Below are 24,498 nucleotides of genomic sequence, written 5' to 3'. Positions count from 1 at the left end.
TTTTTTTGGTATAGTTGTTGAAACCCAACGGCAATAAATCCCACTTTATGAAAACGATTTCTTCATTTATATTCAAGGCCATCCTGATAGTCGGTATGGGTTTCACATCCGTTGCAAGCAACGCCCAAGACGTCGAATGGCTCTCTTGGAGCGAGGCCGCGGAACTGGCAGCCACCGAAAAAAATCCCAAAAAAATCTTCATCGACGTGTACACGGATTGGTGCGGTTGGTGTAAGAAGATGGACAAGGATACGTTTCAAAATAAGGAAGTAGCCGCCTACATGTCCCAAAATTTCTACATGGTCAAATTGGACGGCGAGGGCAAGGAGCCCATCGAATTCAAGGGAAAAACCTACAAATATGTGCCCCAGGGCAGAAAAGGCTACCACGAATTTGCGGCGACCTTGATGCAAGGCCGGCTAAGCTACCCGACCACCGTTTTTTTGGACGAGGAGATGAACATGCTATCCCCCGTGCCCGGCTACCAAAAACCGCAGCCGTTTCTCAACATCGCCAAGTATTTTGGGGACGATATTTATAAGGAGAAGGATTGGAAGGCGTATTCTGGGCAAAGTGGGAGGTGAAATTAAAGTTCTATACTGCTGCACTAGCAACCATGTTCCCCCTAATTCTGGATGCTCAGTCAAGACGACGTTGTCATCACTATCGGAGCACGAGAAAAATAATATAGCAACTATGGTAAACCCAATGTTTTTCAAAATTCTCGTTCTTTTTAGAAAGATAGGGAAAACGGGACATGGTTGCTACAAAACTTTTTCAAAGTTGACGTAAAGCTTTCTATCGACTATAATTCGGCGATTCTTTGGTAATCGTAACATCGTGGGGATGGCTCTCATGGATACCACTGGAGGTGATTTTCACGAAACGTCCGTTTTCCTTTAAAGCTGCAATATCCTTGGCGCCACAATAGCCCATGCCGGCCCGTAAGCCCCCGATGAACTGGTGGATACTCTCGTAGAGCTCCCCTTTATAGGGCACCCGGCCGACGATTCCTTCTGGCACCAATTTTTTGATATCGTCCTCTACATCCTGAAAATAACGGTCTTTACTGCCTTCCTTCATGGCCTCGACCGAGCCCATACCGCGGTACGATTTATACTTTCTACCTTCGTAGATAATGGTTTCCCCCGGGGATTCCCTAGTACCGGCGAGAAGGGACCCTAACATGACGGTGTCCGCCCCCGCTGCGATGGCTTTGGGAATATCACCTGTGTATCGGATACCACCGTCCGCGATAACGGGAACGCCACTTCCTTTGATGGCCGTAGCTACTTCCAATACGGCAGAAAATTGGGGAAATCCGACCCCCGCGACGACCCTGGTTGTACAAATAGACCCGGGACCGATTCCCACCTTGACCGCATCCGCTCCCGCTTCGACCAAATATTTGGCCGCTTCGGCGGTAGCGATATTGCCTACGATCACTTCTAGATCTGTGAATTTGTTCTTGACTTCCTTTAGAGCGCGTACGACGCCTTGGGTATGGCCATGGGCGGTATCTATGACCACGGCATCGACCCCGGCTTCGACCAGGGCGGCGGCCCTGTCGATGGCATCGGGAGTGACCCCGATGGCGGCGGCCACGCGTAAACGCCCGTAAGTATCTTTATTGGCAATAGGCTTCTGGGTCAATTTAGTGATATCGCGAAACGTTATCAATCCCACCAGCTTATAATTGGCATCGACCACAGGTAGTTTTTCGATCTTGTTTTCCTGAAGGATATCCTCCGCCTGTTCCAGGGAGGTCCCCTCCCCGACCGTCACCAGGTTCTCGGAGGTCATTACCTCAGAAATCGGTCGCTCGTCGTTCTTTTCAAACCGCAGGTCACGGTTGGTCACGATACCGAGCAATTTCCCTCCGTTATCTACAATAGGGATGCCTCCGATACTATATTCCTTCATATTTGCCTTGGCATCCCTGACCTTGGAATCCAGCGGCAGGGTCACCGGATCGATGATCATTCCGCTTTCGGCGCGTTTCACCTTGCGCACCTTGATGGCCTGGTCGTCGATCGTCATGTTCTTGTGCAACACCCCGATACCGCCCTCCTGTGCCATGGCAATGGCCATTTGCGATTCGGTAACGGTATCCATGGCCGCGGAGATAATGGGCACGTTAATAGGTACGTTGCGCGTGAATTTCGACTGGATGTTTACTTTTCTGGGAAGTACTTCGGAATAGGCGGGTACAAGCAGAACGTCGTCGTAGGTAAGACCTTCGCCTAAAATTTTATCGTGGTGGACTTGCATGCAATTATGGATTTAATTGCGTGCAAAAGTAGTAAAAAAAGACGGAAGGACCGTTGCGCTCATGGAGTAAAGAACAAGGACTAGTTACCGGATTTGCCTAAATCCCACAGGTCGGACAACAAAATTGAGAATTCTACGATCTTAAAAATTCCCCACCGGGGACTTTTGTGGGACGTGGGGCAGGATTTTCCATAGACATGTGATCTCTGATCCGGCACATGTCCTATATAACTGATCTGCATCCGCTACACATACTACGTCCCTGCCCTTCCGTACCTACTCCCTGCTCTCTTCACCCTATTCTATTATCTCCTTTCAAAGTTTCAACTGCAACGTCGTATAGAACGTCCGCGGTTGGGCGGGAATGATTCCGGGGCCGGGGTAGCCCGTCGCCCTTCGGGTGAAGTAGCTATGGTCCAACAGGTTGTTGATGCCGGCTTCTAGCTTCCACTTTTTGTAGGTGTAGGAAAGGCTCAGGTCCAAGACGTCGTAGGCGGGAATACTGCCTTCGATGCCCCGCTGGTTGTCGTTCACATCCTGGGGGGCATTGGTGGCGTCGGTGAACTGTTCGGAGAGGTAGGTGTACTGTAAACTTCCCAGGAGATTGCCGTATCCGAAGTTCAATCCGGTCTTTACGTTGACATCGGGGATGAATTCCACTTGGTTGCCTTCGACGTTATTTTCTTCGGAGGAGGTATATTCCGACCGGGTCAGGGCCAGATTGATGAAATAGTTCAGTTTTGATTTTTCGGAAGCGGGAAACAGGACCTGCTTTATGTTTACATCGACAAAACTCTCCAACCCGTACATAAAGGCGGTTCCGATATTGCCCCGAAACCGGACGATGCCCCCGGTCTCGATTTCCTCCCCATTTTCCCCGGGTCGGGTGGCGGGTTTTAAAATTTCGCCCAATCGATTGTCATATTTCAAGGCAAAGGCGCCGATATCGTAGGATAACAGTTCTTTGAACTTTCCCCTAAACCCGAGATCAGCGGTAAAGCCATCTTCATCGTCAATGTTCTCATCCACTTGAAAGGATGGGTTGACCACCCGGATATCACTAAAAGTCACCGAACGGTAGTTCTGTGAAAAATTGCCGTACACTTCCGCACTTGGGAATGCCTTGTAAGAGGCGCCGACCCCCAAGAGCAAAAAGCTGCGATTGAAACTCCGGTTATCCTCGATTTCTTCGTTCAGTAGCGGGTTTCCCACCAGGTCGAGCACGATGTTCCTATAACTGCCCCTACTTTCGGTCTTGATATGTTCCAAACGGAAGCCCGGGGTGATGGCCAGTCTATCGGTGAGGTTAAAAATGTTCTCCCCGAAAAAAGCCAGGTTCAGGTTGGGGAACTCAAATCGCGACTGCCGTTCGTAATTCGGAAAACTTTCGTCGGCAAAATTAAAGTCCGGATCCGCAGCGGCAGTTCCGGGACCTTGACGTTGGTCGTTTTGGGTCTGGTAATACTTCCCCCCTAACAATAAAGCAGATTCTCCGGCAAGAAGGTCGTACCGCGTAAGCACTCGCGCCTCGGCACCCCAGTTGTTGAAATTATCAATGAGCAGTTCCCGGGGTTCGGTCGGGTCATCGGGTTGGGAAACGCGGTTGGTACGAAAGCCCAGGGCTTTCCGGGAAGCATCCAACCCAAAAAGGTTCAGGCTGAAATCCGTCCGCGGGGAAAATTTGTGGTCCAATCTCAGGGAATACAGCTTCCAATCCACTGCAAACCAGTTCCGCTCCCGGTTACTGAAGGTGGGGTCTTCCAAAAATTGGGCATCCGTGAGTCCCCCGGGCTGTTGGGCCAGATAGTTGAGGAAGGTGGTTTCCAGGGTCAAGCTGGTACGTTCCGAAAATTGATATCCGAGATGGGAGTAGAAATTTTTACTCTTGTACTGGGAATTGGGCCGGAACCCATTTCCGTTCTTGTAATTGAAATAGGTGTAATAGCTGAATTTATCAACGGTACCACTGAGGCTGTTGAAACTGGTGAAAAGCTGGTTCGAACCTAGGGTCTGGCGGGTGACGAGCTCTATTTCCTTAGTGGGATCCGGACGTTTGAACTTGAAATTGACCAAGCCCCCGAACTGGGTGCCGTACTGTAGGGAAGCGGCCCCGCGCACGACCTGGATCTTCTCAAGGGCCTCGGCGGGTGGAGTATAGTAGCTTTCAGGGTACCCCAGTACATCGGCACTGATGTCATAACCGTTCTGGCGGGTGTTAAAATTTGCCGTACGGTTCGGATCGAGTCCCCTGCCCCCGATATTCAACTGCAGGCCTGCGTCCCCGTTATCATAGATGTTAAGTCCCACGACCTGGCTGTACACCTGTCGGGCGTTGTTGGCGGCCAAGTTCCCGGTGATGCCGTCCAAAAGCACCACTTCGCTTTTTTTACCGGCAAAGATGGCCGTGCCTTCGACTTTTTTCAGTCGCTCTAAAGCGAAGATACGCTCCCGGCGTTGGGTCAACACCACCTCGGAGAGCTCTTTTGTCCGTAAGGGCTCGAGTCTGATGTCGAGCTTAAAAGGGATATCAAAAAGGAGTTCCTTTTCATAAATTTCATATTCGAAAGCGAAGACGACGAGCGTGTATTTTCCCCCGGGCAGGTCCGAAAACTGGAAATTACCTTCGGCATCGGTAGTTTCAAGTTGCTGGATTTCCTTGAGATAGACCTCGGCCTCGGAAACGGGTTTGCCGTTGGGACCGGATACGCTTCCCGAAATGGAAAGTTGGCCCCAGACCGAAACGGATGTGAGCAGTAACAGCCATAACAGGCCCTTGAAATTCAACAGACTTGCGACCATCCTTGACAAACCATTGTTAAGTGCGTAATTATATTCCTTTGATTTCATCCGTGAAGGGGAGTATCCAATTTTTGTGCGCAAATGATTCCTTTTTTTCGGTCAGGTCGACATTCGGATCGATGTACGGGGTACTCAAACGGCCGTTCAAACTTACCTGGCTATCCACATATATAGCCACATTTTTATGCCCGTCCTGTTCAAAATGATGTTGTAGATAATGGGCGTATTCTAGGATAAAATCGGGCTGGGTGGCCATTTGCTTTTCCTGAAAGGGCGTCAGGAAATCCGAATTATCCACGTAAAACCACTTTCCGCTCTCCCCATCGACCACCCTGAATTGAGCGTACCCGGATTTTTCCATCAACATGACCCGCCAAGAAAACCGGTATCCCTCCTCGGTCCAAAATAATTCCCCTGGATAAAGCAAATACCTCCAGGGCAGCAGTAACTGTATCCCGAAGAAAACTACGATTACGGTGTTCATAATCCGATTGGCGAAAGTCGGACGGTAGGTTAAAATCCTGCCGGAATCGTAATGCGATTTACCCGGTTTAACGAGTCTATCGAATCCGCGTAAAAAATGATGATGCAGCTTGGCATCGAAAAAGATCAAGGTGGAAATGATCATGATATAAGGGAACATCCCAATGGGGAACAAGACCCAGGTCATCATATGAAAAACCACCACCGTGATAAAGGCGAACGGCCGGGTCTTGCGGTACAGCAACAGAAAGGGAATGGCCAGATCGTAACCCGCTCCGGCCCAACTGAAGGCGTAATGCACCCATTCCAAATCAAAAAAATGGCCCACCAGCGGAATATGGAATTTAGAGGGCAACCATATTCTCAGGGGCATGGCATCGAACAGCCATTCGGAGTTCAGTTTGGCGAGACCGGCATAGAAATAGACCATGCCAAGCAGCAACTTGATACTGTTGATGGTCCACGCGGGAATTTTCTGAAAAGATTTTTTCGGATGTAGGTATGCATCGACCGAATAATACGCGTTTGCGGGAAGAAAAATCATTAAAAATGCGAGTACACTCGTAAAATAGTAATGGTTGAGATAGGTGGTCTTGTCCATCAGCTCGATATAGGTGAAACTGAGGAAGAAGACGATAATGGCCAAGCGGTATTTGTAGCCGATGGACACCATTAGCGCTGCTATCCCGCATAGCAGGTAAATCAGATAGGTATAGGTTCCTATAGGTTTGATCCATTCGAGGCCATAATAGGAAAAGAAAAATCGGGGCCGGATATACAGGGTGTCGATCCAGCCATAACTGGCGAAACGAAGGAGTCCGAACAGCATCATCGCCCCGAAAAGAATACGAAAGACCGCCAAAGGGGCGGCCTCTACGGGTTTCGTGATGTATGGTTTCAAGTTAATCGCCATCGGCATCCACATAGGAAATACTGATACTCATCGCGGAAACCATGTCGACCTTGAATAAGGGAACCAGACGCTGTACCTCATCGTAGGCCTCGAACATATCGTTCGGCGAGGCATTGTTCTCAATTTCTTCCCGGAAAGTGTTTAGCGCAGTGACCGACTGACGGGCGACCTCGAACTGTTCGTTAATGATCTCGTTCAGATCCTCGCCTTGCTTGAGAGAGTTCAGGGCGTCGAGATAGGAGGCCAAGCTTTCGCCTTTCGCATCCGATCCGAAATGTTTCCCGTTGAAAAAATCCTGAGAGGCGTTCAGGCCCTCCAAGAACAGGGTTTTTGCCAAGTCTTCGGCATAGTAGGCTTCCAGATTTCCGGGAAGGGCCGTTCCGGTAAAAACACCCAAGGGAATCCCCATTTTACCCGCCCTTAAAAACTTCTCGTAGTAAAAGATGTACGCGTTGACGAAACGGTCGACCGATGCGGTCGCCGAGGCCCCGTCGTTTTTTACGAAGGTATCGCGATAGCCCTGCTGCCACTCCGACACTACTTCTTCGGTCAAACTTTGCATGTCGCTGATGATTGCCTCTATATACGGAATATACGAAGCCTTACCGGTATCCGAGCTTAATTTTGCAGTGATATCCTCATCCGTCTCCCCTATGCCGTTGATAAGATAGTCCAGGGCCGGAAAGCCCTTGGCTACGCGGTTGGACGGAAGCTTTAGGTCGTAGGTTCCGTTTCCCGCGTTGCTTTCGATGACCTCGGTGTCGGTAGGATAGGCGTTGATGTTCAACCGCAGTCCCACAGTTTCAGCGGGACCGACCTCGAACATCACGACGTGTTGCCACGCTTTGTACGCCGCTACCCATGAGGCCCTCAGCGCAGCCAAATTGCCCGCGTTGGAATCGGATTTAAAAGTGTCATATTCGCTGGATAGTTCGGTCAGTTTCGTGGAAAAGTCGGTATAGGCCGGAATAATGATGTTATCGGCCCAGTTGGCCAACATCGCCCCCCGTTCAAAGGTCCCACCTGTGTCTGGCTCTGGATTCGAATCGACGTCGTCGGAAATTCCCGAGCCTCCGTTGTTGTCGGACGAACAGGCCCCTATGAACATTAACACCATCAATCCTCCCAAAATTCTACGCATAGCTTATTTTTATTTATTCTAAATCAACTTTGCAAAAATAAGGGATAACTCCAAAATAGCTATGGAACTATCCCTTAAATTTTGCTTGGACAGGATGTCAGAAAATCCGCGGCCTGTACCTTAAGAAAAACCTTATTCCATAACCGGGGCCGCCTGCTCCACGGTGAATCCGAATTTGTTGGCAATAGTTTCTGATAGGCTATCCAAGGTTTCCGGAGTCACGTCCCACAGACCGTTCTCACCGTCTCCGAGTAGTTGCTCCAACATCGCCTCGACTTCAGCCTTGGTGAAGAAGGTATCTCCTGTAGTGGGATTTTGGGCGAACTGAAGGCTGTAAATAAATCCGTACGCCTCGGACAGGGCATGGAACCCGCCGCCATAGTTCGGCACTTCGGCCATCAAGGCATTTTTTCCGGCCTGCAAGTAGAATACGCCCCGCACGGAAGGGACCAAAGCCAATTTGGCGGTAATAATCTTAGCCTGTTCATCGCGCACCTCGTAGTCCTTGGCCACAATCGCGGCCCTTCCCAATTTAAAGGCATCGTAAGAAGCGGTAATCAGATCACTAAAATCAGGATCCGTGGCCACCTGTCCGATATAACTTCCTAAAAATCGGTCCCCGTCGTTCTCACCGGCTACCGGATTGGCGGTATCCGTATTCAGGCCGAATAGATAGCCATAGGCCTCGTCCCATTTATGCTCCATGGTGGTATACGGCTTCCCTTCGGCCAAGGTACCGGCATCGTTCTCCGCCCGATTGTCGCCTTCGTCAAGGACAGCCGGACTTAAATAGTTGTTTACGATCTGATCGAGCGTCAACGCTCCGATCAGTCCCTTGGCGATCATCTGGTTGTATTCCAGTCCCATCCCATTAATATAGCGCACTTTCTCGCCTTGCGCTATTTGTCCCGCGACCCCGGCAGCGGCTGCCGTCTCCCAATTGGTGAAGACCTCATCGACCTGGGCGTTGATCCAACCGTCGAAATCCGAACGGATGGCGGCCTGATCCGTGGCGTTATTAGCGAACAGATCTTTGGAGGCCGCGGTTTTGCTTTTCAGGTTTTTACCCGAAGCGTTCAGATCGGCATCCGAAAAATCAGCGTCCCCCTCCTCGTGTGCGTACATGGCCTGCAGGCTTGTGGCGGTATTCGTATTGTCCGTCAAGGCGGACACGAATTCCCCGCCCATTTTTAACCTGGTAATCTGCCCGCTAAAGTTTACGGTGCTTTCCCCGTTTCTTTCGAAAGAATAGGTATCCGGGTTCTCAATAGGATTTTCGGCGTCGGTCTCGCAAGGCGTGCAAGTACCACCACAGTCCACCCCGGTCTCATCCCCATTTTGGATGCCGTCGTTGCACGTCGGGGCTACTGCCTCTTCGTCAATACCGTTATCATCAGAGCTGCAGGACATCATCGCAACAGCGGCCACAACACTTAAGGCCAAGGCAAATTTTCTCATTTTTGGTTCCGTTTTTATTTAGACTTGTTTTAAATAGATGCGCAAATCTAAAACAGGGAGCTTTATTTACCAAAGATTATTTGTAATAATTCTAAATAAATAAGACCTCACACCTTGGGTGCATCTTAAGAAGTAGGATTGGGTTGAATCATTGTAACGGAAAAGATAGGTGCATCCCATGCCGATAAATACCGTTTTTCAATAGCGTTAAGGATGGAATGAATACAGTTAAACTGTTCGAACAGCATATTTTATTTTACAGGAGTCGATTAGGATACAATCCGTTTCGACACTGCGCAAATCCTTTGAAAAGGATATTTATCAACCTTAAATATTTATTGTAATGAAAAAAAGAATACAGAACCTTGTCACATTGAGTCTAACGCTCTTATTTTTCAACTTTGCGACCAACGCCCAGTGGTCGGGCCAAAAAGTTTTTGAAAACATTGACGACACAAAAAACTATACCACCCTTGAATTGGCATCGATGGATCCAAATCTCTCCACCTTTGTCAATCTGGTTAACCTATCAGGACTGACCCCCTCAATGTTGATGACCGATGAACATACTGTCTTTATCCCCACCAATGATGCTTTTCGCGACATTTCCATCGAGCGTTTCTCGGAGTTGACGAATCCAGGAAATAAAACAGAATTAATGGAATTCGTAAAGTATCATATTATGCCGACGAAAAATATGAAAGTCGACTTTAAGGACGATCAAGTAATGACCGGTCCCTCTCCCGATGAAATAACGGTAACTCGAGATACATACGACAACGTATTCATTGGCGGTGCCAAGATAATCAGGTCCGACATTGAAGCCTCGAATGGTATTATTCATATCGTAAATGACATAATCGTTCCGAACCGATCGATTTTTATGATTGACTAATCCGTTATAATCCCGCTGGGATTTTAGAGCAATAAAAGAAAAGCCCCGCCAGAGATTGTTCCGGCGGGGCTTCTCTTATCATAAAAATCAACCGAGCCAAACCTGTGATCAGAAGGCGGAGTATTTGCTATCGGCCGGGCTTCGATAGTTGACTCCAAACCTAATATCATCACTTCCTTTGGCAAAGCACTGACCAAATTCGTTGACCGTGGTTTCTTTATCACCGTCGATACCGGTACTTGGAAACCTATCCGCTTGAGATTCATTTGGTGTAATAGTTCCGCCCAGAGGTGCACGGTGGTCATGGCAAGTGTGTTCTTGGAATCGGGGAAATAGTTCCCCATTTCGCTTCCTGTCCGACAGGCAGGGGGGTATCTATCTCCCAATCGGTTCTGAAAACCTTGCTTTTACAAAAAAAGGATGGGGCTCACCTCATAGAATAAAAAAGCCGGGATTTCTCCCGGCCTTCTTTTACATAGCAATTGACTTAAGTAGTGACCGTGAAGATTGTTTCAACCGTTCACGATAAATGCATGTATCACCCCTGGAAGCCATGCCAACAATGTCAGGAGTACACTGATTAGAAAGGTTGTTCCAAGCCCATGGTTCATAAAAACGGCCAATGGTGGTAAAAGAATATTTAAAATAATTGTTACTAATGACATATCTATGTAATTTAAGATTATTATTAATTAAGCGGAATCGAATGAGTGTCCGTCTGCATTTGGATTTTGCGGGATATTATACTTTCGGATTCGGTCTGGTCTTACCACGCCGCTTCCTGTCCTCATCGACTAAGACCGCGTAATCGGGCGAACCGACAACGCCTCCAAATAAAGCGGCACCTGCCCCTAGGAGCAAAATGAGAAAGGCGACAATACTAAAAGTTCCAGCGGCATCAGTGGCCTTTTCACTATATTGCTCCACCTTCACCTTCGCTTCCGCGTAGGTCTCTTCGATGGTATCTACCATGTTCTGCATTCGGGTTTCCCACTTTTCAATGACCCCATCGATTTCTGCTTCACTCAACTCGGTGTTCTCAGCGAGGGACTGTTTTATCTTCTCAACGTCGAAAAATTCGTCGTTGTCCGAATTTATGCTAAGATTCCCTTCCTTGTCCAAGTCAAAGGAAAGGTCGTTCACATAGCTCTCGATATCGTTCTCAAGGTTCATCCGCTTGAGGTCTCTTTTAGTTTCCTGCAAGAATTCGCTGGTCTCTTCCGAAGCATCGGCGGGCAGTACATTATACTTCTCTCCGGTATTGATAAGGTCGAACATTTGCTGTTTGATGGTTTCCGAGGTGCCCTGCGCTTGTTCCTTACCTGCTTTCAAAGCGTCTTCTACCTGTACGGTGACATCTTTTGACGAATCGCCGCCCACTAGGCCGGAGACCATATTGCCGATACCGTTGAGGGCCCCGCCGACCGTAGCGGTAACCATCCATACCCCGACTACCAAATATAGCGCCCATGCGAGAAAACCGTGAAGGGCACCGTCTATGTTAGAAGTATAACCGGACATGCGAGCCGCGACAAGACCTCCCGTAAATAAGGCGGCGGCATTGGAAAGAATCCACCAAATGGCCGTACCCGTGCCGATGCCGCTAAAGGGATTTGGATCGGTCAAGGGATCTATCGAAGTCAGGCCGATGCCCAGTCCCAGAATATTGAGTAAAAACATGAGGGCCAAGGTGGTCAGGGTACCTGCCAAAACGCCTCCCCAAGAAATCCGTGAAATACGTTTCGGACTTTCATTGATCTGTGCAATCGTAGTTTCTTCCATATTCTTTAATGTTTAGTCTATATTTTGTACCTGAGCGGATTTCGTATACCCTGATAGGTTTTGGCAAAACTAATTGCTCTATGACATTCGGATTAAAACTATCGGAAGAATTGTTAACGCATATCACATTTTGTGTAGAGGTAGTTATCATATTCTCAAAAGAATGTAATGCATCGCTATTAATCTATAATTCTAAAGTTTTATTTGGTATCCCATTCAATAGGTTCCTTTTTTCCCCGTGCCCGATTTTTGGACTTTCTGAAGGAGTTCAACGACAAAACGGTTGCCGGTAACCTTGCCTGGCAAAGAACTTCTCCGCTGGTTCAATGATACCAATGCAAAGAGTATCCCGTATCTGACCCATCCTAAAACGCGTATTGGAACATCCCGCAAACAAAGGCGTTCCACCCGTAGAAAATAGCTGTACCGTTTCATAATCAATGATATATAATTTGCATTAGGGGCAAAATTAATTGCGATAGTGACGTATCCCATCGGATTATAATTTTATTTTCCCTCGGTTTAAACTTTAAAATATAGATACTATGAACCAACTTGAAAAAACACATTGGATATTTGACAGCCTATCCAAAACCACCGACAAAGCGTGTAAAAAATCCTTAAAACTTTTGAAAACGGAAAATGTAGAGGAATTTGAAGAGGCGGTTCCCCAGCTTCGGGACAACTATAAGACAATCAGGGCCGCCCTTCGCTTGGTAAGGGACGATTACAAAAACTATAAAAAAGAGAATGAGTTCTATCGTGACGAGGCCAAGAAAGTACTGAACGTGCAGCAATCGATAGCCATGGCAAAGGCCGTTGCCCTCATCAACGAGCAATACAGCGACCGCTTGTACAAGAATGCATTTACGGACCTGCAAGACAAATTAGATGAACACAGGCGACAGCAGATAGAAACAGCGCTGAACGAGGACCATATCTTTCAGGAAATGCACCAAAACCTACAGGATCAATGCGAAGTGCTGAAAGACGACATCTCTAATCCTATTTCTCGTAATACCGTTTTATCGGGATTAAAAAGAGTCTATAAACGCGGTAGGAAAGCGCAAGAAAAATTATCCGATTCCCAGGCGCATGAGGACTTCCACGAGCTTCAGAAAAGAACGAACTACCTGAGTATTCAAATGGGAATGTTGCGGGAGATTTGGCCGGACATCGTCGACCCCTTGAAATCCGAGCTTGAAAAGTTGAGCCAGTTATTGGTAACCTCCGAAGGGCTGTACCAACTTTCGGTGTTTTTACGCAACAATGCCGATATGGACAATAAGGATAATGGGGTATATCTGATGAATACATTGATCGAAGGCCATCGGGAGCAGGTGCAACAACATGCCAAGCTGTTGGCTAAAAAAGTATTCAGCTTAAAGCCCAAACATTTCAGAAAATACATCGAGACGGCCTGGGACGCCCATGAGGCGGAGAGCGCACAGCAGATGCTGCCGTCCGAAAAACTGAAATTAAGCAAGTAGCTTACCTAATATTTTAAAAATAAACCAAAATCAAGATGGACAAACGCGTTAAGCAAACTGCCCGGGCCGGATATATCTCAAAAGGAGCCGTATATGCCATTACGGGCATACTGGCCTTTGGGGCCGCCGCCGGCTTGGGAAGTCAAAGTAAGGGAAAGCTCGGCGTTTTGGAGTTTCTGCAAAATCAACCTTTTGGCAACGTGATCCTCGGTGTGCTGGCGTTGGGGCTACTGTGCTATGCTTTTTGGCGTTTTTATCAAAGCATCAAAGACCCCGAGAACATAGGCTCGGATGCCAAAGGCAAGGGGAAACGTGTCGGCTTTTTCTTTAGTGGGCTGGTATATCTCGGACTCGCCGGTTTTTCGGCGTTTCAGATATTCAGGGATACTGGGGGAGGTCAGCAAAGCGGAGGTGGCGGCGGCGCTAGCTCAATGCTGCCACAAGAGGTAGTGCCGTATGTATTTTATGCGATTGCCATCGGTCTGGCCATCAAATCCGTCTTTCAATTCGTAAAAGCATATAAAGGGGATTTCCTGGACAAATTTTATTTGGAAAGTTACTCGAACATCGATACGAGAAAAACGATCAAATGGCTCGGATACGCGGGATTGATTTCGAGAGGAGTAGTAGTCGGTATCGTATCCTATTTCTTCTTTAGGGCTGCAGACGGTGCCGGGTCCGAAGACGTAAAGGGTACCGCCGAGGCTTTTTCCTTTCTGCAGGAAAGTTCCGGCCCTTGGTTAATGGGCCTGGTCGCTTTAGGACTGATCTGTTATGGGGCCTACATGTTTATAATGGCGAAATATCGCAAGTTCAAGGATGCCTCCGGCAGATGAAATTACGAGTTCATATCGCCAATATCAAGTTGATCCGGATACCATACACTCAGGACAAAAGTTTTTTCGAAGTCCAATTCTAATCGGAATTACGGATTTTTAAGAGCTGTGGTCAAAAAAAATCGACTCTCACGATGAGAGTCGATTTTTTTAAATTTAGTTCCCTAAACGGGACTAGGCACTGGCATTCTGCGGAGCCCAATGCGAACACAGCATGCCGGGCGCGGCTTTCTGCGGATTGGCGCAGTCACTGGTTTCATAGCGCACACAGGTAACGCAGTTACGGTCGTCCTTAAGGGCCGCCTTCATATCAAAACTATCACAGGTATAGCTGTTGCTTACCTTAACGCCGTGTACCTTGCACACACTGCCCTCCATTAAATTCTCGCAGTTGCTACAGTTATTTGCTAATCGTATGGACATGATCTTCTTTTTTAAGTTCATATCAAATATACGTGGAGATAAACTTAGAAGCAATATAAATAATTGATAACCAGTTATTTATATTTAGATTGGTTTAAAATTGTATTCATCGAATCAGTACACCGTATTTGTACCAAAACCAAAGCGCCTCACACCCTTGCAAGGGCGAAACGCGCTATGTGATCGGTAAATTGTTATACCCGCTATCAATATCTAGGCTTCACAGCTGGCGCAATCCTTTTTCTGTTTGAATTTTTGGGCAGCGTTCATACTGTGCTGATAATAAAGGGATTTCAATCCCAGCTTCCAAGCAGTGACATGTATCTTGTTGATTTCCTTGACCGGCATATCGGGATGCACGATGATGTTGACCGATTGCCCTTGGTCGATATGGTTCTGCCGGTTCGCCGCCTGATAGATGATATCCATCTGATCTATCTCGGAATAGGTTTTAAAAACCTCTTTTTCATTGTCCGTAAGGAAGTCCAAATGCTGTACAGAACCGTCCCTATCCCTAATACTTCGCCAGACTTGGGGGGTGTTCTGCCCTTTTTCTTCTAAGAGTTCCTCCAAAAACGGATTCCGGATAGTGGTCTTTACCTTGGCAATATCCTTCACATAGACGTTCGACCAGATGGGTTCTATCCCTTGGGATACCTGTCCCAAAATGAATGCGGACGAAGTGGTCGGGGCAACTGCGTTCAAGGTGGCGTTACGCCTTCCATAACCTTTGAGCACGGCCGGCTCGCCGAATTTTTTCGCCAATGCTTCGGACGCCCTGTACGAGCGTTGTTTAATACCCTCGAAAATTTCACTGTTCAGGTTATAGGCTTCCTGGCTGTTGAAGGCCAGTTTCTTGGATTGCAGCAACGAGTGCCATCCCAAGACCCCGAGGCCCAAGGCCCGGTTATCCTTGGCAAAATTGTAGGCACGCTCCATAAATAGGAAGGTCTGCCTATCTTCGCGACTTTCGGAATCCCGGTAGCGTTCCAGTTTTTCTATGAACTCGGTAATCACTGCATCGAGAAAATGTACCATGGTCTCCACCGCGTCGGTATTTTTCCACTTATCGTAGTGCAGCACATTTACGGACGACAGTACACATACGAAGGACCACTGGTCGTTGGAGGGCAGCATAATTTCAGTACAGAGGTTGCTCGCATACACGGTGTGGTTGTTGTCCCGGTACACATCTGCAGCGGCATTGTTGGCATTGTCCTTAAAGAAGATATACGGATAGCCCATCTCTCCCCTACGTTGCAATACCTTGGCCCAAATAGCGCGTTTGGCCCCATCTCCATCGATCATCTCCTTCATCCAGGCATCGGTAACCGTGACGCCGTGGGTAAGTTCCTGGATGGGATTTCCTTCGGTACCGATTTCGAGAAACTCCAGAATGTCCTGGTGCTCGATGGGAAGGTACGGCGAAAACCGACCGCGGCGAACCGAACCTTGGCTCACGACATCGACCATCGACTCGAAGAGCTGCATAATGTGGACCGACCCCGAGGCCTGTCCGTTATTCTTTACCGCGGCCCCACGGGGACGGATCTTGCCGAAATATCCGGAAGTACCACCGCCCAATTTAGACATCATGCCGACCTCGGACTGGGTGAATAGAATGTTGCCCATGTCATCGTCAACGTGTGATCCGAAGCAGCTGATGGGCAGTCCCCTTTCCTTTCCGAAATTGGACCATACAGGGGAGGCCAGGGAAAAGAATCCCTCGGACATATAGCCGTAAAATTTATCGGAAAATCCGGGCATGTCCAAAAGTTGTTCCGCCCTATCGGCTATTTCCCGGATACGTTGTTCCGGGCTCACCCCTTCGGTCAAATAGCCCGAGGCCAAGAAATTACGGCTGTGGTCGGTCAACCATTCAAAGCCGCCTTGGTCTTGCGGCCTATGGCTCTTGATGGCCGCTTTTCTTGCGTTAACAAGCTGGTCGCCCTTAGAGATTGATACTGTCGGTGCGTCTAATGTAGTCTTTGGATCGTTCATTTAAAAAAGGTCATCACTGGTTATACTTTGGGTTCTTTTGCTATAATTAATGGAGCGTTTCACGAAGAAGTCACCGTGTTTGGTGCCAATAATCTCATCGTCGAACCACTCCGTCTGGCTTAAAAGCGCTTCGTCTATCTCGAAGGTCTTTTCGATACCGATACTGGTGAGTGAATTGTTGAACCGGTTCTTTATGAATTCATTGACCAGGTTCTTGGGCAAGAAATCGAGCTCGCCCTTTTCAAAGATCCAATCGACAATTTTGCTTTCCGCCTCAAAGGCGTCAACACACATTTGCTGAATCATCCGGGCATGGTCCCTATCGAACCAATCGGGGTTCTCGTTTTTGATGATCTTGATGATGTCAATACCGAAATCGCCATGAATCTGTTCTTCTTTGGAAGTCGCCTCGACCACATTCGAAATACCCTTCAACATATTTTTATGTTTGTTAAAGGCCATGATGATTAAGAATTGCGAAAAGAGTGAAACGTGCTCGATAAAGAGGGAAAAGAGCAAAATGGATTCCGCATACTCCCTGTTATCCTCACTTCTGGCGTTTTTCAGGGCGGTTTCCAAATACTGCACCCGCTTCATGATCACCGGTTTTTTCTTGAGGTTCTTGAATTCCTGATTCAATCCCAGAATCTCCAGCAGATGGGAGTAGGCGTCGGCATGTCGGACCTCACTTTCCGCAAAGGTAGCTCCCACTGAACCGATTTCGGGCTTGGGCATTTTGTGGTAGATGTCGCCCCAGAAACTCTTCACCGCCACTTCGATCTGTGAGATGGCGAGCATCGTGTTCTTTATGGCACTGCGCTCCGTCTCGGTGAGCCGGGTCTTAAAATCCTGTATGTCACTGGTAAAGTTAAATTCGGTATGGATCCAATACGAATGTCGGATAGCAGGCACATATTCGTAAAGCCCCGGATACTCGTACGGCTTCAGGTTGATCCGCTTCTCGAAGATATTGCTCTTGCGTTTTTGGGCTTGGTCGTTTCGGTAGAGAATGTACGCCTTGGCCACTTCGAAAAATCCGGTTTCCATAAGGGCCTTCTCTACAAAATCTTGCACCTCTTCTACCGTAGGTACGTAGCCGGCGTCGGCTTTTTTACGTTCGAGCAGTCCCGTGTACACTTTTTCCGAAACCCGTTCGGCGTCGGCAACGCCCCCAAGCTCAACGGCGGTCATAGCCTTTAGGATGGCATTGGTCACCTTGTGCAAGTGAAAGGTTTTGGTCGTAAAATCCCGTTTAATGACTTGGGTAATTTCCATAGCTGATAGCATTAAAATGTTTATGAACGAAGCGAGTATAAAGATCAAGTTTTATTCCCTTGATACAATTCAAAAGGTCCGAAGTTTTTCCACAGGGTTATCAACAATGGGGGGATTTCGTAGGTGGAACGGGGGTTTGTGACGGCTAATAATTTCAAATAAAAGTTTCCGTGGTTTATCTTGTATTTGTAGTAAAATTTTTATAAAAGGAATATGTAATCATTTACACTTAAGCCGGTGTTTGTAGACGATCCGCTTCGATATCCTAAGCATTTGAGCACAATCCCTATGTGTCTCTTAAGGCTTTGAGGAAGCTATTCGGTGAACGGCAACTTTCATTCGGACAACGAAGATGTAGTACGCAAGAAGCAAAAAAAATGTCCATCCCAAACTGATGAGGAAAATGGCCGTGGTGGAGGCCCGATATTCATCGATCAGGCTGTAGTACATACAGCCCATCATGATCAAGTACACCGCGCAGTTGATATACCCCCACACCCCCATGACCTTCTTTTTGGTTTTTTTCCGCTTTTGGACCTTTCTCTTCACGGCAATCCAGATCCCCGTTGCTATAAGTGACGAAATTGCTAGGCCTAAAACGAACCAGATGATTTTAGTGGTCAGTCCGCCCCAATTTCCGAAATGGATGGGGTCGGCGATATCGTTCAGGTAAGTGACGGTACCGATTTTTGTCGCTTTTCGGGTTTCCAGTACCCCGTAGGTGGTGGGGTCTATATAAACCCGGTTGGCGCGTTGGCGCACCAGCGGTACATCGCTGTGACCGGTCAGGTAAATACTACCTCCCGTTTCTTCGCCGACGTAAAGCGTGCCGACCTTTAATTGGGGAACCGCCCTTTCCGCGATGCCTATAGCACGGTCATAGTCCAAATCAGAGGTTTTTGGCAGGTCGGACCCCTCGTATTGGACATCGACTACCTCTTGGGGGTCGGGGTCGGCCGTATCATTGATTCCCGCAACGTTGGCACGTTCCATAAAATACCAGATGCCCGTAACCGAAAAAATCAAGGTGAAGGGAACGGACCAGACCCCGACCAGTCTGTGTAGGCTCCTAAAGAGGACCAAAACGCCCTTTCCGGTCTGTAACTTGAACATTTTACGCCACCAGTTTTTATAAAAAAACAAGGCGGTTATCACCGAAACCAGCAATAAAAACGCGAAAAACAGAACGGTAAAATGTCCTATTTCAAAAGGAATGAACAGGAAGTAATGAAAATCCCTAAAAAAACGCTGAAAGGTAATGCCTGCCTCACCTTGAATTTTTCCGGTATAGGGATTGGCAAAAATATAGCTCTCGATCCCTCCTTCCGTTTTATAAAGGATGTCGCAGAGGTAGGGCTCCTCCGGACGTATCCAGCGGGTAATCTCGGCTTCGGGATAGGCTTGGCGGAAATTCACCATAACCGCATTCCTCGATGCCAATTCGTTTTGGGGCGAAGCCCTGGCCGCAGGATTGGCCAGCCAGTCCATTTCACGGCTCAACGTAGCCATGGTACCAGAAAAACAGACGATAAAAAAGAGGATGCCGAGGTTGATGCCGATCCAGCTGTGAATTTTAAAGAATGTCTTTTTCTTTAGCTCCATTAGAGTTTCCTGGATCAAACAAGCGGCAAACGTACGCAACTATAATCATTTGCCCAATGGCCCGGTAAAAATTCTTGTTGGAAATCAGCTTCGCCCAAACCTGCCATTTAGCATCGGACGGAAAGGTCAAATGCAAGTCGCTCGCCTGCCCATAGGCACCCACTAATTTGATGGCACGCTGCCATCCAAATACGATATGGCATGTTTACTTTGCGGTAAATTTTTTGTTTGCTAGGATCATGAGTGTTTGCTAGGATCTTTTAAAGCTAACGGCATCCAAGGTGCCGACTTGATAATCGATGGTTACCCCTTCGGCCTCGGCCAACTTTAATGCCTTTTTCTTCCCTTCCACACTGATATCGAAAGCGGATACCTCCCAGCCCAGCTTGGCGGCAAAAACGGCGTTGCGACCTTCGCCCTCGGCAGGAAAAAGAATTTTGCCGGGCGGTAGGGTCGTCAGTTGCTCGCGCAGGTAGACATTGGGGTCCTTGCCATAGGTGTATCCCTCTTTGGCAAAGCGTTGGTTCCATTTATTCAACCATGAATCTTTCACATTTCATTATTTTAAATAAGTATATCATTGTCCGTCGGTCAAGGAAAATTACAAAAAAGGGCCGATAGTACCTCAATGGTTTTACCGGCCCCGACCAACATAAACGACCTCAAACTTAAAATTTTCTTCGCTTGACCGAACCTTTCCAAACTGGGTCTTTACAGACCCCAAAGCCAGCTTGCCAAGACGGACAGGGCTCTTTTTTAGTTTAACAGGGCATACTCGAAGGCCGGATAGCCCCGCAACCCCTTCCGTTCATCAAGGCAGTGAACCTGATTTTATAGTCTAAACACTACCCTAAGTGAATTCGAGCATAACGAACAGCTGGGAATGGATTGTTATTGAAAGAGCTAATGAAATCGCGAAAACAGCTCCGTAGCCTTGTTGTAGGCCGCCTCGAAGACCATCCAGTTGACCCCTGAATCCGCTTTTGCAGCGGTCAGGTAACTCAGTAGTTTTTCGGTGGGCATGTTGCCCGTGAGTTCATCCTTGGCCATGGGACAGCCCCCAAAACCCTGTACCGCACCATCAAAACGCCGACATCCTGCCCGGTATGCGGCATCCACTTTTTCGTGCCATTGGCTTGGGGTGGTATGCAGGTGCGCCCCGAATTCGATATCGGGGTATTTGGGAATCAAGTGCGAAAAAAGGTAATCGATATTCTCGGGGGTCGATGTTCCTACTGTATCGGAAAGTGAGAGGATACGCACCCCCATCCCGGCCAACTTTTCCGTCCACTCCCCTACAATATCCACATCCCAGGGATCACCGTAAGGATTGCCGAACCCCATGGAAATATAGGTCACCGTTTCCTTGTCTGTGGCTGCACCGATATCCAGTATTTCTTGGAGGATATCAACCGATTCCGCAATCGTCTTGTGGGTATTCCGCATCTGAAAGTTCTCCGAAATAGAAAAAGGATAGCCCAAATAATCGATTTCCGGATGTTGGGATGCATCCCTTGCCCCTCGAACATTGGCTACAATGGCCAATAATTTGCTTTTTGATTTTGAGAGGTCCAATTGCGCCAGCACTTCGGCGGTATCGACCATTTGGGGAATGGCCTTAGGGGAAACAAAACTTCCGAAATCGATGGTATCGAATCCGCAACTCGATAGGGCCTGAATGTACTTCACTTTTTCCGCGGTGGGAATAAACTCCTTGATGCCTTGCATGGCGTCACGGGGACATTCGATGAGTTTCACTTTTCTGGATGGAGTTTCGTTCATGGCCAACTTGCAAATGGGAGTTCCAAATGTACCATTATTTATCCGATAGCAAGAGGTACAGGGCGATACCGATGAACACGGTAATCTGCAACCATTTCAACACGTGACCGACATTTTTGTTGTGGACGATAAACTCCGAAATAGTTCCCGAGAGCAGGGCTATCCCGCTAAAAATGAGTCCCGATACAAGCATAAAAAGCAATCCCAATACATAGAATTGGATGACCGTGCCCAAGGTATCACTGAACAAAAAGCCTGGGAAAAACGCCAAAAAGAAAATGGTAACCTTGGGGTTGAGCACGTTCATGATAAACCCCCTTTTAAAAAGTTGCCACAACCCTTTTTTGGCTACTTCTCCTCCAGAGAGCGATAAGGCAGCGGGACTCCGGTACACCTGAAAAGCCAAATAAAGCAGATAGCCCCCCCCTAGGATCTTGATGCCCAAGAAAAGATTTCCACTTTCCCGAATGATAACCGATATCCCAAAAGCCAATAAGGTCGTATGAACCAAACAGCCCGAGATGAGTCCCCCAGTAGTAGCCAGTCCATATTTCTTGCCGTTGGCCAGGCTCTGCGTCAGCACATAAATATTGTCGGGACCGGGAGAAATGGCCAAGGCGGCCGTTGCGAGGCTAAAGGCGTAGAGGGTTTCCAAGGTTCAATTTTCAAGTGCAAGAGTCAAGTTCATGTATCAAGTGCAAAATAACCGTACTTTTTTATATATTGGCGGAAACAATTGAAATTATGAAACCTTTCTATCAAGTCACCGCTTTATTTCTTGCTTTGCTCTCCCTAACTTTGTTTTCTTTCAAGACAAAGGATTCAACCATGGATAGAACCAAACCGACCGTGCAACAGGACAGCGTTTTACGCCATGTCGTCATGTTCAAATTTAAGGAAACCGCTACACAGGATGATATCCGCAAGGTTCAGGAAGCCTTTAGTGCCCTGCCTTCAAAAATTCCCCAGATCGCTTCCTACGAATGGGGCACCAACAACAGTCCCGAGGGACTCGACAAAGGGTTTACCCACGTCTTTTTTCTGACCTTTGATAGTGAGGCAGACCGCGGAGTTTACCTGCCGCACCCAGACCATAAAGCCTTCGGCGAGATTCTAGGACCGCATTTGGAGGATGTACTCGTTCTGGATTATTGGTCCAGAAAAGACTAAGCCAGCGGACTGACTGGTTTGAGATTTAAGGTTCAAGACCGCCTTTTTCGGGTTCAACGCTCAAGGTTCAAGATTTGGGCTTTGAGCTTTGAGCTTTAAGCTTTAAGCTTTAAGCAAGCAAGCGATTTCAACCTTGAACAGTACGAAGCAGCGATTGATCCTTGAATTGTTTCCCGCCCTTGACTCAAGACTCTCGTACCCCTAACTCTTGATTCTTAGTTCTTGGCTCTTGACTCCTGGTTCTTATTTCTTGGCTCCTGGTTCTTAGTTCTTGGCTCCTGGTTCTCCCTCAACAAACCTTGAACAGCTACAAAGTAGCGTTTGAACCTTACACCAATAATCTTTCGAGCATCCTACTTGGACCTCTTCAAAATCGCCTTATTGATCTTTTTCACCAAACTTGGTCCCTCATAGATAAAACCGGTGTACAATTGGACCAGGTCCGCGCCGGCATCCAGTTTTTCCAGGGCATCTTCGGCGGAGTGGATACCCCCTACCCCGATAATCGGAAAGGCTTTGCCGCTTTTTTCCGCTAAAAACCGGATAACTTCGGTACTTCTATGGGCCAAGGGCTTTCCGCTCAGGCCACCCGCCTCTTCGGTCTGTATCAAATCTGACTTTAGACCTTCACGGGATAGGGTCGTATTGGTAGCGATAACACCTTCTATTTTGGTATCGGCGACAATGGCGATAATATCAAGCAACTGTTCGTCGGTCAGATCTGGAGCGATTTTTAAAAGAATCGGTTTTTCCTTGACGGACTTTTCATGGGCGTAACTCGCATTACGTTCTTTTAGCTGCCGCAACAGGGCGGTCAGTGGCTCCTTATCCTGAAGCTCTCGCAGGCCAGGGGTATTGGGCGAACTCACGTTCACGACAAAATAATCCACATAATCAAACAGGGCGTCGAAGCAGATCAGATAATCCGTGACGGCCCCGGCATTGGGCGTAACCTTGTTCTTCCCGATGTTGCCTCCGACCAAGACGCGATGGTCTTTTTTCAAACGTTCGACGGCATCGAAAACGCCTTGATTGTTGAATCCCATCCTATTGATGATGGCCTGATCGGGTTTCAATCGGAACAATCGCTTCTTGGGGTTCCCTTCCTGGGGTTTGGGGGTCAGCGTACCGATTTCCACAAACCCGAACCCGAAATCCGAAAGTTCATTGTAGAGTTTGGCATCCTTATCGAAACCCGCGGCAAGTCCCACCGGATTTTTAAATCGGACACCAAAGACTTCGCGTTCCAAGCGTTTATCCTCAATCGAATACAGCTTCCTAAAAAATCCATCAAAACCGAGATGGGAGAGGGAACGGACCAACGAAAAGGTCAGGTGATGGGCCCGTTCCGCATCCAACAGAAAAAGAAAAGGGCGGACAAGAATTTTATACATGGAGGTTGGTGAAGTTTGGCTAAAAATACAAACTATCCTCCCAGCATTTCATCCGGGGCGGGGGATTTTATTAACAGGATGGACCTGATAAAGCCGACCGCGCCACATCTCCCGAACGGACTTTCTCCACTACACTAATTTTAGTAGGATGCCTTTTCCTAAGAACATCTTGAAGGCTACTTCTGCGGCAAGACGAAAGAAATTCCGTCCGCTAGTGCTGTTCCGGGTCTGACGAATCCCCATAAACCATTGGCGTCACTTCAATGGGCATTCGAAGCGCGGCCCGGCACAGTTCGAGGTAGCGTTGGTATTGCTTGGCATTGAACGCGGACAATAATGTTTTGTCGCTTTCATAGGAGGCCGCAAGCAATCTTTGCTGCAATACCTTATATTTATCGGCCAATTGTACCAGTTCCTCTTCCGTACTTTGTGGATGTTTGGCCAGCAATTCCTCGATTTGTACCTCAAGTCGACCGGTCTCCTCCGAAAGCTCTGTCCTTAGGGAATCCAACAGCACAACCTGCGTTTCCCTCAGCTGGAACACCTCGATGATGGACTTAACATCCTTTCCTCCTATATCCAAGCGACAGGTTTGGGCGGCTACCGAGAATGAAATCAGGGCAAAGGCCGTTGTCAGAAATATTCTTAGGGTCATAGATAGTAGTTTTCGGGGTTGGGCGTATTACCCTATATAAACAGAAAATCGTAACAAAAATTATATCGGCACCAATTCTTTGTCCGCCTCGACCTTCGATTGTAAAAACTGGGTTGGACCCGAACAAA

The 24,498-nt window shown here is 47.8% G+C and carries 21 protein-coding genes; 5 read left to right on the top strand and 16 right to left on the bottom strand.

All coding sequences use genetic code 11. The features are described 5' to 3' along the window. The first annotated feature begins 47 nt into the window (after window positions 1–47). Window positions 48–584: a thioredoxin family protein gene (locus RQM65_RS13970; RefSeq protein ID WP_314015950.1), complete on the top strand. Its 537-nt coding sequence runs from the start codon at window positions 48–50 to the stop codon at window positions 582–584. A gap of 214 nt (window positions 585–798) precedes the next feature. Here the strand turns inward: RQM65_RS13970 and guaB are convergent, their stop codons facing one another. The 5 genes from guaB to RQM65_RS13945 all read right to left on the bottom strand — a co-directional run bounded on the left by guaB (window position 799) and on the right by RQM65_RS13945 (window position 9,065). Continuing rightward, window positions 799–2,271 carry an IMP dehydrogenase gene (guaB, locus tag RQM65_RS13965; protein ID WP_314015949.1) on the bottom strand — a complete coding sequence of 491 codons (1,473 nt, stop codon included), beginning with the start codon at window positions 2,269–2,271 and terminating at the stop codon, window positions 799–801. 315 nt (window positions 2,272–2,586) lie between these two features. After that, window positions 2,587–5,070: a TonB-dependent receptor domain-containing protein gene (locus RQM65_RS13960; RefSeq protein WP_314015947.1), complete on the bottom strand. Its 2,484-nt coding sequence runs from the start codon at window positions 5,068–5,070 to the stop codon at window positions 2,587–2,589. Window positions 5,071–5,098: 28 nt separating this feature from the next. Continuing rightward, window positions 5,099–6,466, bottom strand: coding sequence for an HTTM domain-containing protein (locus tag RQM65_RS13955; protein WP_314015945.1), 1,368 nt, complete (start codon window positions 6,464–6,466; stop codon window positions 5,099–5,101). Next, entirely contained in the window at window positions 6,456–7,607 is a 1,152-nt protein-coding gene (locus tag RQM65_RS13950) for an imelysin family protein (RefSeq protein WP_314015943.1), read from the bottom strand. Before RQM65_RS13950 ends, RQM65_RS13955 begins: the two co-directional genes overlap by 11 nt. A gap of 132 nt (window positions 7,608–7,739) precedes the next feature. Next, on the bottom strand, window positions 7,740–9,065 hold the full coding sequence (locus RQM65_RS13945) for a DUF4856 domain-containing protein (RefSeq protein WP_314015942.1): 1,326 nt from the start codon (window positions 9,063–9,065) through the stop codon (window positions 7,740–7,742). 343 nt (window positions 9,066–9,408) lie between these two features. Here RQM65_RS13945 and RQM65_RS13940 point away from each other — a divergent pair, with 343 nt between their 5' ends. Continuing rightward, window positions 9,409–9,960, top strand: a complete 552-nt coding sequence (locus tag RQM65_RS13940) for a fasciclin domain-containing protein (RefSeq protein ID WP_314015940.1) — start codon at window positions 9,409–9,411, stop codon at window positions 9,958–9,960. Window positions 9,961–10,472: 512 nt separating this feature from the next. On the opposite strand, the gene RQM65_RS13935 is transcribed toward RQM65_RS13940, so the two are convergent. Continuing rightward, a complete protein-coding gene (locus tag RQM65_RS13935; protein ID WP_314015938.1) occupies window positions 10,473–10,625 on the bottom strand; it encodes a YqaE/Pmp3 family membrane protein in 153 nt (50 codons plus the stop codon). Between the two features lie 76 nt (window positions 10,626–10,701). After that, window positions 10,702–11,742, bottom strand: a complete 1,041-nt coding sequence (locus tag RQM65_RS13930; protein ID WP_314015936.1) for a hypothetical protein — start codon at window positions 11,740–11,742, stop codon at window positions 10,702–10,704. 545 nt (window positions 11,743–12,287) lie between these two features. On the opposite strand from RQM65_RS13930, the gene RQM65_RS13925 reads away from it, so the two are divergent. Both RQM65_RS13925 and RQM65_RS13920 read left to right on the top strand, forming a co-directional pair. Next, window positions 12,288–13,232: a CHAD domain-containing protein gene (locus tag RQM65_RS13925; protein WP_314015934.1), complete on the top strand. Its 945-nt coding sequence runs from the start codon at window positions 12,288–12,290 to the stop codon at window positions 13,230–13,232. A gap of 35 nt (window positions 13,233–13,267) precedes the next feature. Further along, window positions 13,268–14,068: a DUF1206 domain-containing protein gene (locus RQM65_RS13920; RefSeq protein ID WP_314015930.1), complete on the top strand. Its 801-nt coding sequence runs from the start codon at window positions 13,268–13,270 to the stop codon at window positions 14,066–14,068. A 174-nt stretch (window positions 14,069–14,242) separates the two neighbouring features. Here RQM65_RS13920 and RQM65_RS13915 read toward each other — a convergent pair whose 3' ends face one another. The 7 genes from RQM65_RS13915 to RQM65_RS13885 form a co-directional block, all read right to left on the bottom strand. Beyond that, window positions 14,243–14,491, bottom strand: a complete 249-nt coding sequence (locus RQM65_RS13915; protein WP_314015928.1) for a hypothetical protein — start codon at window positions 14,489–14,491, stop codon at window positions 14,243–14,245. Window positions 14,492–14,704: 213 nt separating this feature from the next. After that, entirely contained in the window at window positions 14,705–16,492 is a 1,788-nt protein-coding gene (locus RQM65_RS13910) for a ribonucleoside-diphosphate reductase subunit alpha (RefSeq protein WP_314015926.1), read from the bottom strand. Then, complete coding sequence (locus RQM65_RS13905; RefSeq protein WP_314015924.1) at window positions 16,493–17,767, bottom strand: ribonucleotide-diphosphate reductase subunit beta; 1,275 nt, start codon at window positions 17,765–17,767, stop codon at window positions 16,493–16,495. It lies immediately after the preceding gene. A gap of 297 nt (window positions 17,768–18,064) precedes the next feature. After that, the gene (locus RQM65_RS13900) at window positions 18,065–19,369 is read right to left on the bottom strand and encodes a PepSY-associated TM helix domain-containing protein (RefSeq protein ID WP_314015923.1); all 1,305 of its coding nucleotides are present in this window, start codon (window positions 19,367–19,369) and stop codon (window positions 18,065–18,067) included. Between the two features lie 250 nt (window positions 19,370–19,619). After that, window positions 19,620–19,922 carry a class I SAM-dependent methyltransferase gene (locus RQM65_RS13895; RefSeq protein ID WP_314015921.1) on the bottom strand — a complete coding sequence of 101 codons (303 nt, stop codon included), beginning with the start codon at window positions 19,920–19,922 and terminating at the stop codon, window positions 19,620–19,622. A gap of 350 nt (window positions 19,923–20,272) precedes the next feature. Next, on the bottom strand, window positions 20,273–21,151 hold the full coding sequence (locus tag RQM65_RS13890) for a hydroxymethylglutaryl-CoA lyase (RefSeq protein ID WP_314015919.1): 879 nt from the start codon (window positions 21,149–21,151) through the stop codon (window positions 20,273–20,275). A gap of 34 nt (window positions 21,152–21,185) precedes the next feature. Then, window positions 21,186–21,806: a LysE family translocator gene (locus tag RQM65_RS13885; protein WP_314015918.1), complete on the bottom strand. Its 621-nt coding sequence runs from the start codon at window positions 21,804–21,806 to the stop codon at window positions 21,186–21,188. 173 nt (window positions 21,807–21,979) lie between these two features. Here RQM65_RS13885 and RQM65_RS13880 point away from each other — a divergent pair, with 173 nt between their 5' ends. Further along, on the top strand, window positions 21,980–22,321 hold the full coding sequence (locus RQM65_RS13880) for a Dabb family protein (RefSeq protein WP_314015916.1): 342 nt from the start codon (window positions 21,980–21,982) through the stop codon (window positions 22,319–22,321). Between the two features lie 353 nt (window positions 22,322–22,674). Here the strand turns inward: RQM65_RS13880 and RQM65_RS13875 are convergent, their stop codons facing one another. Both RQM65_RS13875 and RQM65_RS13870 read right to left on the bottom strand, forming a co-directional pair. Then, on the bottom strand, window positions 22,675–23,715 hold the full coding sequence (locus tag RQM65_RS13875) for a quinone-dependent dihydroorotate dehydrogenase (RefSeq protein ID WP_314015914.1): 1,041 nt from the start codon (window positions 23,713–23,715) through the stop codon (window positions 22,675–22,677). A gap of 211 nt (window positions 23,716–23,926) precedes the next feature. Continuing rightward, window positions 23,927–24,370 carry a hypothetical protein gene (locus RQM65_RS13870; RefSeq protein WP_314015912.1) on the bottom strand — a complete coding sequence of 148 codons (444 nt, stop codon included), beginning with the start codon at window positions 24,368–24,370 and terminating at the stop codon, window positions 23,927–23,929. Window positions 24,371–24,498: the final 128 nt, after the last annotated feature.

The sequence above is a fragment of the Pricia mediterranea genome (assembly GCF_032248455.1).
Taxonomy (GTDB): Bacteria; Bacteroidota; Bacteroidia; order Flavobacteriales; family Flavobacteriaceae; genus Pricia; species Pricia mediterranea.
Note: the sequence above shows the minus strand (reverse complement) of the source record. Positions and strands in the feature narration are given on the sequence as shown.

Bases quoted from the DNA above. Each gene is read 5' to 3' on its own strand.
- RQM65_RS13960 (WP_314015947.1), bottom strand. From the start codon at position 5,070: ATGGTCGCAAGTCTGTTGAATTTCAAGGGCCTGTTATGGCTGTTACTG.
- RQM65_RS13905 (WP_314015924.1), bottom strand. From the start codon at position 17,767: ATGGAAATTACCCAAGTCATTAAACGGGATTTTACGACCAAAACCTTT.
- RQM65_RS13915 (WP_314015928.1), bottom strand. From the start codon at position 14,491: ATGTCCATACGATTAGCAAATAACTGTAGCAACTGCGAGAATTTAATG.
- guaB (WP_314015949.1), bottom strand. From the start codon at position 2,271: ATGCAAGTCCACCACGATAAAATTTTAGGCGAAGGTCTTACCTACGAC.
- RQM65_RS13945 (WP_314015942.1), bottom strand. From the start codon at position 9,065: ATGAGAAAATTTGCCTTGGCCTTAAGTGTTGTGGCCGCTGTTGCGATG.
- RQM65_RS13935 (WP_314015938.1), bottom strand. From the start codon at position 10,625: ATGTCATTAGTAACAATTATTTTAAATATTCTTTTACCACCATTGGCC.
- RQM65_RS13930 (WP_314015936.1), bottom strand. From the start codon at position 11,742: ATGGAAGAAACTACGATTGCACAGATCAATGAAAGTCCGAAACGTATT.
- RQM65_RS13880 (WP_314015916.1), top strand. From the start codon at position 21,980: ATGGATAGAACCAAACCGACCGTGCAACAGGACAGCGTTTTACGCCAT.
- RQM65_RS13875 (WP_314015914.1), bottom strand. From the start codon at position 23,715: ATGTATAAAATTCTTGTCCGCCCTTTTCTTTTTCTGTTGGATGCGGAA.
- RQM65_RS13950 (WP_314015943.1), bottom strand. From the start codon at position 7,607: ATGCGTAGAATTTTGGGAGGATTGATGGTGTTAATGTTCATAGGGGCC.
- RQM65_RS13940 (WP_314015940.1), top strand. From the start codon at position 9,409: ATGAAAAAAAGAATACAGAACCTTGTCACATTGAGTCTAACGCTCTTA.
- RQM65_RS13920 (WP_314015930.1), top strand. From the start codon at position 13,268: ATGGACAAACGCGTTAAGCAAACTGCCCGGGCCGGATATATCTCAAAA.
- RQM65_RS13925 (WP_314015934.1), top strand. From the start codon at position 12,288: ATGAACCAACTTGAAAAAACACATTGGATATTTGACAGCCTATCCAAA.
- RQM65_RS13910 (WP_314015926.1), bottom strand. From the start codon at position 16,492: ATGAACGATCCAAAGACTACATTAGACGCACCGACAGTATCAATCTCT.
- RQM65_RS13900 (WP_314015923.1), bottom strand. From the start codon at position 19,369: ATGGAGCTAAAGAAAAAGACATTCTTTAAAATTCACAGCTGGATCGGC.
- RQM65_RS13870 (WP_314015912.1), bottom strand. From the start codon at position 24,370: ATGACCCTAAGAATATTTCTGACAACGGCCTTTGCCCTGATTTCATTC.
- RQM65_RS13970 (WP_314015950.1), top strand. From the start codon at position 48: ATGAAAACGATTTCTTCATTTATATTCAAGGCCATCCTGATAGTCGGT.
- RQM65_RS13890 (WP_314015919.1), bottom strand. From the start codon at position 21,151: ATGAACGAAACTCCATCCAGAAAAGTGAAACTCATCGAATGTCCCCGT.
- RQM65_RS13955 (WP_314015945.1), bottom strand. From the start codon at position 6,466: ATGGCGATTAACTTGAAACCATACATCACGAAACCCGTAGAGGCCGCC.